Below are 9103 nucleotides of genomic sequence, written 5' to 3' on the forward strand. Positions count from 1 at the left end.
CCTCAGGCGCACGCACATGTCGTGCGCCTTCACCCCTGGCCGGGCGCCCCCGTCCTCGGCGGCTTTGCCGCCGCCTCGTCGCGGGCGGCCAGCCCCTCGGGCTCGGAAGCTCCTGAAGACCAAAGATGCTCCCAGTCAAGAGTTTTTCAGCAACCTGCTAGCAGGCTGCTGAAAAAGTCCGCTTTGCGACTTTTCCAGCGCTGCTAGCAGGTTGCTTCAGGGGCGCCCGGCGAGGGGGCTGAGCGCCGCCTCACCTGCGCGGCCCGGCCCGAAAAAGTGCGATTTTCGGCGGCCCGCGCAGGGGCTCACCCCGTCCAGGGCCCACCCCGTCTCATGGCTTCGCCGCCGGGCCGGGGGCGCCCAGCCCTCGTGGGCCCGGACGCAGGTTGCCAATGACTTTTTCAGCAACCTGCTAGTTCACCGATTCGGAGCCGTCGAGGGCGGCGAAGAACTCGAGGGCGGCGCGCGCCGGCTCGCCCTTGAGGGGAGTGGGATTACCGTCCTCGACCCAGTCGCCCGGCAGGTGCTCACGGTAGGGCCGGTGGAGGAAGCGGCGATCGAGCAGGGCGATGACGCCGGTGTCTTCGGGGGAGCGGATCAGGCGGCCGGCGGCCTGCACCACCCGCGTCATCCCGGGGACCACGAAGGCGTACTCGAAGCCGCGGTCGAAGCGCTCCTGGTAGTAGTCCTTGAGCAGCCGTTGCTCGAGGGACAGGCCCGGTAGGCAGGGGCCGACGATGGCCACCGCCTTGAGGGTCTCGCCGGGGTAGTCGACCCCCTCGGCGAAGACGCCGCCGGCCACCGCCAGCAGCAGCACGTCGCCGAACATCGCCGAGCGCAGGGAGTGCAGGATCTCCTGGCGCTCGCGGTCGCCGGAGGACTGTTCCTGAATCAGCACCCGCTTGCCCGCCTCGGGCATGCGCGCGGCGACCTCGGCGAGAAAGGTGTAGCTCGGAAACAACGCCAGGCAGTTGCCCGGCACGGCGGCGGCGAACTGCGCCAGGCGCTCGGCGATGGGACCGTAGTTGGCGGGCCGCTCGCGGTAGGCGGTAGCGACGGTGGCGTCGATCACCACCCGGCGGTTCTCCGTTGGGAAGGGGCTGGGAATGGCTTCGAAGCTGGTGCGGGCAGGCTCGAAGCCGATCAGATCGCGGTAGAACTCCGACGGCGACAGCGTCGCCGACAGGCCGATGGTGCTGTGGGTGCGGGCGATGGCGGCGCCGAGGAAGCGACTCGGGTCCTTGCACAGGATGCGCACCGTGTGGCGCCGGCCGCGGCGCTCGGCGCAGTGGCTGAAGGCGTCGTCGCGCGACAGCACCAGGCCGTTGAGAAAGCGCAGATAGTCGAAATAGAGCGACACGAAGGGATCGTCGGCGCGGAAGGAGCGGGTTTCGCGGTTGTGCTCGAGGTAGTCGATGAAGGCTTCGTCGAGGGCCGGTCGCAGCTCCCAGAAGAGATCCTCCGGCAGCGGCGCCTCGACCGCTCGGTCGGATTCGCCGGAGCCGATCTCGAGCTCGAGGAGGCCGTTGGTCACCTCTTCGATGGTGCGCGCCACCTCGGCGCACAGGCTGCCGATGCGCAGGTGGATGGGGGCGCCGCCGCGCACCGACAGCTCGCCGGCCCGGCGGGCGGTCTCGGCTTCGAGGCTGGGGCTGTAGTAGCCGCGGCCGCGGCCGACCAGGTTGTGAATCTCGTCGATCACCAACACCGTGTCCGAGAGGTCGTTGTCGTCGGCGAAATCGGTCAGGGCGACGTAGGGGTCGAAGGCGTAGTTGTAGTCGCAGACCACCACCTGCACCTGGCGCGACAGCTCGAGGCTGATCTCGAAGGGGCAGACCACCTCCTCGCGGGCGCGCTCGAAGATGTCGTCCGGCTCGAGGGTGGGGTAGTCGTCGATCAGCCGCCCCACGATGCCGGTGCTCTGCAGCTTGAGGTAGTAGTCCTTGGCGTAGGGGCAGTACTCCTCGTGGCAGAGCACCTGATCGTTGGCGCACATCTTGGCCTTGGCGCGCAGGCGCAGCGAGCGGAAGGCCTGCTCGACGTTGAGCAGCTTGAGCACCTCGAGAGCCATCTCTTGCTGCAGGGTCTTGGCGGTGAGGATGAACAGCCGCTTGCCGTGCTGCAGGCAGTAGCGCAGCGCCGGGTAGAGGGTGGCGGCAGTCTTTCCGATGCCCGTCGGAGCCTGCAGCAGAAGGTGCTCGCGATGGTGGAGGGCAGCGTCGACGGCGTCGACGATCTCGTGCTGACCGTCGCGCATCTCGGCGTAGGGAAAGGGCAGCCGTTCGCCCGCCGAAGCGCGCTCGCGGGCGGCCTGTCGCTGGCCCTCGTAGCTTCGGATGAGGGCCGAGATGCGCCGCTTGACGCCGGCTTCGACGGCCCGGGCGTCGAACTCGACGGGCTGGCGCTCGATCTCTTCGGAGCCGATCTCGATCAGCACCAGCTCGGGTTTCACTTCCTCGCCCTCAGAGCGGGTGAGGAGCCAGGCGTAGAGCTGGGCCTGGCGCTCGTAGAGCTCGCGCTGGGCCTGGGAAAGCTGACCGCCGCGGCGGATCGACTTGATCTCTTCGACCACCCGGGTGCCGTCCTCGGCGCGGCGCAGGCCGTCGGCCCGGCCCTTCACCGTCACCCGCCAGCCGCGGTGGTCGAAGGTCAGGGAAAGGGCGACCTCGCGGCGGTAGGAGCCGTCGCCGGCCAGGGCCTCTTCTTGGTAGCGGCTGTGGATCGCCTGGCCGAGCCAGAGGCGCTCGTAGCCGCCGCGATTGCTGAATCCGAGATTCTTCAGCAGCACGCTGTCGAGGAGGTCCTGGACCGACAGCTCGAGGGCGAGCTCGTCCCCATCGAAGCGCGCGGCCATGGGCGCCAGTATACGACCGTCGTCACGACCTTACAGCCGGCCTCAAAACCGCGATAGGCTTTGCGGCCAGATGCCTGACGCGAGCCTCCTTTGGACGCCCCTTTGGGCGGTGCTTCGGGGGGCCTGGGAGACCTTCTTCCTGGCCGCCCCCTTCGTGCTGTTCGGATTGTTGGTGGCGGGGGTGCTGCATGTCCTGATCTCGCGCCGCACGGTCGAGCGCTGGATGGGAAGCCCGGGCCTCGGTGCCGTCTCCAAGGCGGCGGCCTTCGGGGTGCCGCTGCCGATCTGTTCCTGCGGCATCGTGCCGGTGTCGATCGAGCTCAAGCGCAAGGGCGCTTCGCGGCCGGCCAACCTGTCCTTCCTGATCACCACGCCGGAATCGAGCGCCGACGCCGTCTTCTTGACCTGGGCGATGCTCGGTCCGGTGATGGCCGTGGCGCGGCCCATCGCCTCCTTTTTCACCGCCTTGATCGCCGGCGTGCTGGCGATCGCCGGCGGTCGCGACGCGGCGTCAGAGGGCGGCCGCGGCGAGGAAACCGAACCGGCCGATGGCGAGGACGCTGCCGCGGCTTCGGCCGGCGACCACGATCATGGCGAGTCGGCGCCCGCCGGCCACGATCATCACCATCACCACCACCATCCGCACCAGCACGCCGCGCCGGTCGACGAGGGGGCGGTGCGCTGGGGCGATCTCTGGACCATGGTGCGGCAGCGCGACGGCGCCGGCCTGCGGCGTCTGCTGCGGCGGGTGGGCCACTACGCCTTTGTCGAGATGCTCGACGACATCGCCTTCTGGTTGGTGATCGGATTCCTGCTCGCCGGCGTCATCGTCGCCCTGGTGCCGGAGAACCTGGCCGCCGGCGGCGGGCTGCTGCCGATGCTAGTGCTGCTGGTGGCGGGCATCCCCCTCTACATGTGCGCCTCGGCGAGCACGCCGGTGGGAGCGGCTCTGGTTGCCAAGGGGGTGAGTCCCGGAGCGGCGATGGTCTTCCTGCTCGCCGGTCCGGCCACCAACGCCGCCTCGGTGGTGCTCCTGCTGCAGCACTTCGGCCGCCGCTTCGTGCGCATCTACCTGGTGAGCATCGCCGTCGGGGCGCTGCTCACCGGCCTCGCCCTCGACTTTCTGCTCGGTGCCGCCGGCTGGCAGGTGGCGGCGCGCCTGTCCTCCGAGTCGAGCGGCGTGGTCGGCCTCCTGCACACCGCCTCGGTGGTGCTGTTCGGAGCCCTGCTGCTGTGGCGTCTGCTCTCCGGGGCGACCCGCCAGGGGCTGCACGAGGCGTCCGACAACCTGACCAGCGCACGTGCCTTCCTGCGCCAGCGCTTCCCCGGCCTGCGCTGGTGGTCCGTCGGCCTGGGCTGCGCCGGATTGCTGGCGGTGCTCTACTTGCTCTCCGGAACTGCCGTGGTGCCGCCTGATTCGGCCGCCTTCCGGGTGACCTTCGGCAAGGTGGCGCCGCAACCCCTGGGGCCCGGCCTGCGCTTCGCCGCGCCGCCGCCCTTCGGCCGCCTGGACGTCTGGCGGGTGAACTATCCACGCAAGGCCGACGTCGGTTTCCGCACCGATCTCGAAGCCATTGCCCGGCGACGCGAGATCTCGATGTTCGCCAACCCCAACGAGTGGCACAGCCCGGTGGCGGCGATGAACACCCGGCCGCGGGAGGCCACCTACCTCACCGGCGACGAGAATTTGCTGGAGATGAACTTCACCGTCCACTACTTCCTGTCGGATCCCTATCGATTTTTCTATGGCATGGAGAATCGGCGCGATTTCATCGCCCTCTACGCCCGCGCCGCGGCCCGTGAAGCGGTTGCCTCGCGCCCCCTCGAGCGCTTGATGACCGAGGAACGACGGGTCCTCGAGGCGACGATTCGCGATCAGCTCCAGGAGCAGCTCGATGGTCTCGACGCCGGCGTCGACGTGCGTTCCGTGCACGTCGTCGATCTGCATCCGCCGCAGGAGGTGGTGGCATCTTTCCGGGACGTGTCGAGCGCCGTCGAGGATCGCGAGTCGCGCGTCCTGCAGGCCGAAGAGCTCGCCGAGCGCGAGCTTCCCCAGGCGCGCGGCCAGGCGGCCCTCGATGTCGCCCGGGCCGATGCCGAGTCGGCGGTGCGGCAGATCGAGGCCAGTGGCCGGGCCGAAGGCTTCGGCGCCCAGGCCGAAGCCTTCCGTGGCCAGCGTTCGCTGCTGCGCGACCTGCTGTGGCTGGAGAGCGCCGAGCGGGTCCTCGCCGGGCGCTCGAAGGTCGTCGTCCCGCCGGGCACTCCCGCCACCGGGGTCACCCTCTGGCGCGAGGCACCGGGTGCCCTGCCCGAGGTCCGCCGGCCGATGGCGCCGCCGTCCGAGTTCCAACCCGAAAACCACCCGGAGAGACCGTGAACGCACGCTGGCTCCGCTTCCTTTTCCTGGCCCTGCTGTTGTGGTGGGGCTCGACCGCCTTCTTCACCGTCGCCGAATCGGAGCAGGCGCTGGTGACCCGCTTCGGCGCGCCCCGGGCCGAGGCCGTCGGTCCCGGTCTGCACCTCAAGGCGCCGTGGCCGATCGATTCGGTGGTGCGCATCGACGCCCGCCTGCTGGTGTTCGATGGTGAGCCCATCGAAATGCTGACGGCGGACAAGAAAAACGTCCTGGTGGACAGCTTCCTCGCCTGGCGGGTGGCCGACCCGGTGCGCTTTGCGCAGACCGTCAAGAGCCGCGATCAGGCCGAAGCCCGTCTGCTCGACGTGTCGGCGGCGGAGCTCGGTGCCGCCGTCGGCGCGGTGCCGATGGCGAGCTTCATCAACACCGCCGCCGACTCCCTCGAGCTGCGGGCGCTGTCGCAACGGGTGGCGGCGGCGGTGGACGACCTGACCCGCGCCAGCTTCGGCATCGAGATCGTCGACCTACAGGTCAACGGCTTCACCCTGCCGCCGCAGAACCGCTCCAGCGTCATTGCCCGCATGCGCGCCGAACGCGCCCGCATCGCCACCCGCTATCGCAGCGAGGGCGAGGAACGCGCCCTCGAGATCGAAGCCTCGGCCGTCGCCGAGCGCGAGAAGCTGCTCGCCGAAGCGCGCTCGAAGGCCGAGGCGGAGCGTGGCCGGGGCGAGGCCGAGGCGATGAAGATCTTCGCCGAGGCCTACTCCCAGGATCCGGAGTTCTATCGCTTCCTGCGCTCCCTCGAGGCCTACGAGACCATCCTCGACGAGGAGACGACGCTCTTTCTAGAGAGCGATTCACGACTGCTGAGGAATCTCGATGGCCCCTGAGGAGAGCGCTCCTCGACCGCTGCCGCCAGGCGACGATCCGCCCAGCGTTCGGTGGATTCTGGCGGCCCTCGAGGGGCTTCGCCGGCACCGCCGGCGGCTGTTGCCGGCGATCGTCGTGGTGGCCCTCGCCGTGTGGCTGATGCAGGGACTCTACTCGGTGGGTAATGGCGAGTCGGCGGTGGTGCTGCGCTGGGGACGGGCGGCAGGGCCGCCGGTGGCCTCCGGTCTGCACTTTCGGCTGGCGGGCATCGACCGCGTCGTCAAGGTGGCGACGGGGGACGTCTTCCGCCTCGAGCTCACCGGCGAGAAAGTTCCCCAGCTCGCCCTCATCACCGGCGACGAGAACCTGATCGAGACCACCCTAGTGGTGCAGTACCAGGTCTCCGATCCGGAGCGGTTTCTGTTCGCCAGCGAGGATCCCGCCGTCCTGGTCGAGCAGACCACCCGGGCAGCCTTGGTGGAGGTGGTGGCGGGGCTCGATGTCGACACCGTCTTGACCTCCGGCAAGGCGGCGATCCAGAACCGGGTGCGGAGCGGTGCTCAGCAGCTCCTCGAGGCCTATCGCGTCGGCGTCCAGCTCACCGCCGTCAACCTGCAGAGCGTCGATCCGCCGCGCGAGGCGGCGGTGGCCTTCCGCGACGTCAACGACGCCAAGGCGCTGGCGGCGCGGCGGGTGAGCGATGCCGAAGGGGAGGCCGAGCGCGCCCTCAGTCTGGCCCGGGGGCAGGGCGAGAAGCTGCAGCGGGAAGCCGCCGCCGAGGCCGATCGCCGGGTGCAGCAGGCGCGCGGCGCCAGCGCCCGCTTCCGCCAGGTGCTGGCCCAGAAGCGGCTCACCCCCGGCCAGACCCGCACCGATCTCTGGCTCGAGACCATCCGCGAGGTTCTGCCCAGGACCCGCATCGTGGTGCTCGCCCCGGGGCAGAAGCCGGAGATCGATCTGCAGCTCCTCGAGGACGGCGTCCAGGGCCTCCCCAGGCGCTCGAACTAGGCTGCTCAGCCGATCTCGAAAGGGACCTGTTCCAGCCCCCCTCGAGGTCTAGGAGCGCGGTTTCTCGCCCTCCGCCAGCTTCCTGCGCGGCCCTCCGGCGCTCCAGGGGCGTGTCAGCCCCGTGGTAGGCTGCGCGGCGCTGAATTCTGATCTCAGGAGGACTCCCATGTTGCGAACTACCCGCCCCGGATCTCTTTCCGGCCCGGTCGCCGCGCTCGCCGCCGCCGGGCTCTTAACGCTCACTGCTTGTGCTCCCGCACCACAGCCGGTCGACCTGATGGCGGCCGCCGGCACGGCTGCCGAAGTGATCACCGCCGACATCCTTGAGGAGCCCATTCGGTATCTCTCCGACGACGCCCTCGCCGGTCGTGGACCGGGCACCGAAGGCGACGCCACGGCGCGCCGCTACCTCGCCGAGCAGCTCGGCGCCCTGGGCTACCAGCCGGGTGCCGCCGACGGCACCTGGGAGCAGCCCTTCGACATCGTCGGCATCACCACCGATTCGCCGGAGACCTGGTCCTTCCGCAAGGGCGGCAGGAACCTCGATCTGGCCTTTTGGGACGACTTCATCGCCGGCAGCGGCGTGCAGAGCCCGACCGCCGAGGTGCAGGATGCCGAGGTGGTTTTCGTGGGCTACGGCATCGTCGCCCCGGAGCACGGCTGGGACGACTACAAGGGGGCGGATCTGAGTGGCAAGGTGCTGCTCATGCTCAACAACGACCCGGACTGGGATCCCACCCTCTTCGACGGCAATCGTCGCCTCTACTACGGTCGCTGGACCTACAAGTACGAGAGCGCCGCGGCCCAAGGGGCAGCCGGCGCCATCATCATCCACACCACGCCGTCGGCGGGCTATCCCTTCCAGGTGGTGCAGACCTCCTGGACCGGTCCGCAGTTCGAGCTGCCGGCCGGGGACGAAGCGCGGGTGCAGGTGGCGGCTTGGGTGTCGGAGGAAGCCGCCGGTCGCCTGACGGAGCTCGGCGGTCACTCCCTGGACGACCTCGTCGAGCAGGCCCGCAGCCGTGAGTTCGCTCCCGTATCCCTCGGCGTCACCACCTCGCTGTCGCTGACCAACGAGCTCGAGCGCACCCAGACTGCCAACGTGCTGGGTCTGCTCCCGGGCCGTGATCCGGAGCTCGCGGGCGAGGTGGTGGTGTTCACCGCCCACCACGATCATCTCGGTGTCGGGACTCCGGACGACAGCGGCGACACCATCTACAACGGTGCCCTCGACAACGCCTCCGGCTGCAGCCAGCTCCTCGCCATCGCGCGCGCCTTCAAGCAGTTGCCGGAGCCGCCGCGCCGGTCGCTGCTGTTCGCCTTCGTGGCCGCCGAAGAGCAGGGCCTGCTGGGCTCCGCCTTCTACGCCCGCAATCCCACCTTCCCGGCCGGCAAGATCGCCGCCAATGTCAACTACGACGGCGCCAACATCTGGGGCAAGGCGAAGGACATCGGCTTCATCGGCTACGGCAAGTCGAGCCTCGATGCCATCGTCGACAAGTACGCCGCCGAGCAGAGCCGCTCGGTCAAGCCGGACCAGTTCCCGGATCGTGGCTTCTTCTACCGCTCCGACCAGTTCAACTTCGCCAAGATCGGCGTGCCGGCGATCTACTTCGACACCGGGACCGAGTTCGAGGGTCGCCCGGACGGCTGGGGCAAGGAGCAGATCGAGGCCTGGGAGCGGGTCCAGTACCACCAGCCGAGCGATCAGTTCACGGACGAGTGGAGCTTTGACGGCATGGTCGAGGACGCCCGCCTCGGCTTCCACTGCGGCCTCGAGATCGCCGAGGCCGACCGCATGCAGAGCTGGAATCCGGGGGACGAGTTCGAGGCGACTCGCCTCGAAGCCCTGGCGACGGTCGCTTCGGCGCCCTAGCAGGGCTGAAAAAGTCCGCTTCGCGACTATTCCAGCCCTGCTAGTTGTTTGTTCCGAGAGGGGCTACGCGCCCCTGACTGCGCGTCCCGCTCCGGCCCAAGAAGCGCGGTTCTTGGGCCTCCTCTCCCGTCGCGGCGGC

At 69.5% G+C, this 9103-nt stretch carries 5 protein-coding genes; 4 read left to right on the plus strand and 1 reads right to left on the minus strand.

The features are described 5' to 3' along the window. Positions 1-412 precede the first annotated feature (412 nt). Positions 413-2854 carry a helicase C-terminal domain-containing protein gene (locus AAF604_24455; protein MEM7052836.1) on the minus strand — a complete coding sequence of 814 codons (2442 nt, stop codon included), beginning with the start codon at positions 2852-2854 and terminating at the stop codon, positions 413-415. 70 nt (positions 2855-2924) lie between these two features. Here AAF604_24455 and AAF604_24460 point away from each other — a divergent pair, with 70 nt between their 5' ends. The 4 genes from AAF604_24460 to AAF604_24475 all read left to right on the plus strand — a co-directional run bounded on the left by AAF604_24460 (position 2925) and on the right by AAF604_24475 (position 8964). Next, positions 2925-5231: an SO_0444 family Cu/Zn efflux transporter gene (locus AAF604_24460; protein MEM7052837.1), complete on the plus strand. Its 2307-nt coding sequence runs from the start codon at positions 2925-2927 to the stop codon at positions 5229-5231. After that, positions 5228-6100, plus strand: coding sequence for a protease modulator HflC (locus tag AAF604_24465; GenBank protein MEM7052838.1), 873 nt, complete (start codon positions 5228-5230; stop codon positions 6098-6100). The genes AAF604_24460 and AAF604_24465 overlap by 4 nt, the downstream gene beginning before the upstream one ends. After that, on the plus strand, positions 6090-7088 hold the full coding sequence (gene hflK / locus AAF604_24470; protein MEM7052839.1) for an FtsH protease activity modulator HflK: 999 nt from the start codon (positions 6090-6092) through the stop codon (positions 7086-7088). Before AAF604_24465 ends, hflK begins: the two co-directional genes overlap by 11 nt. Positions 7089-7254: 166 nt before the next feature. Further along, on the plus strand, positions 7255-8964 hold the full coding sequence (locus AAF604_24475) for a M28 family peptidase (GenBank protein ID MEM7052840.1): 1710 nt from the start codon (positions 7255-7257) through the stop codon (positions 8962-8964). Positions 8965-9103 lie beyond the last annotated feature (139 nt).

This window comes from Acidobacteriota bacterium, from assembly GCA_039028635.1.
Taxonomy (GTDB): Bacteria; Acidobacteriota; Thermoanaerobaculia; order Multivoradales; family JBCCEF01; genus JBCCEF01.

Bases quoted from the DNA above. Each gene is read 5' to 3' on its own strand.
- hflK (MEM7052839.1), top strand. From the start codon at position 6,090: ATGGCCCCTGAGGAGAGCGCTCCTCGACCGCTGCCGCCAGGCGACGAT.
- AAF604_24475 (MEM7052840.1), top strand. From the start codon at position 7,255: ATGTTGCGAACTACCCGCCCCGGATCTCTTTCCGGCCCGGTCGCCGCG.
- AAF604_24460 (MEM7052837.1), top strand. From the start codon at position 2,925: ATGCCTGACGCGAGCCTCCTTTGGACGCCCCTTTGGGCGGTGCTTCGG.
- AAF604_24455 (MEM7052836.1), bottom strand. From the start codon at position 2,854: ATGGCCGCGCGCTTCGATGGGGACGAGCTCGCCCTCGAGCTGTCGGTC.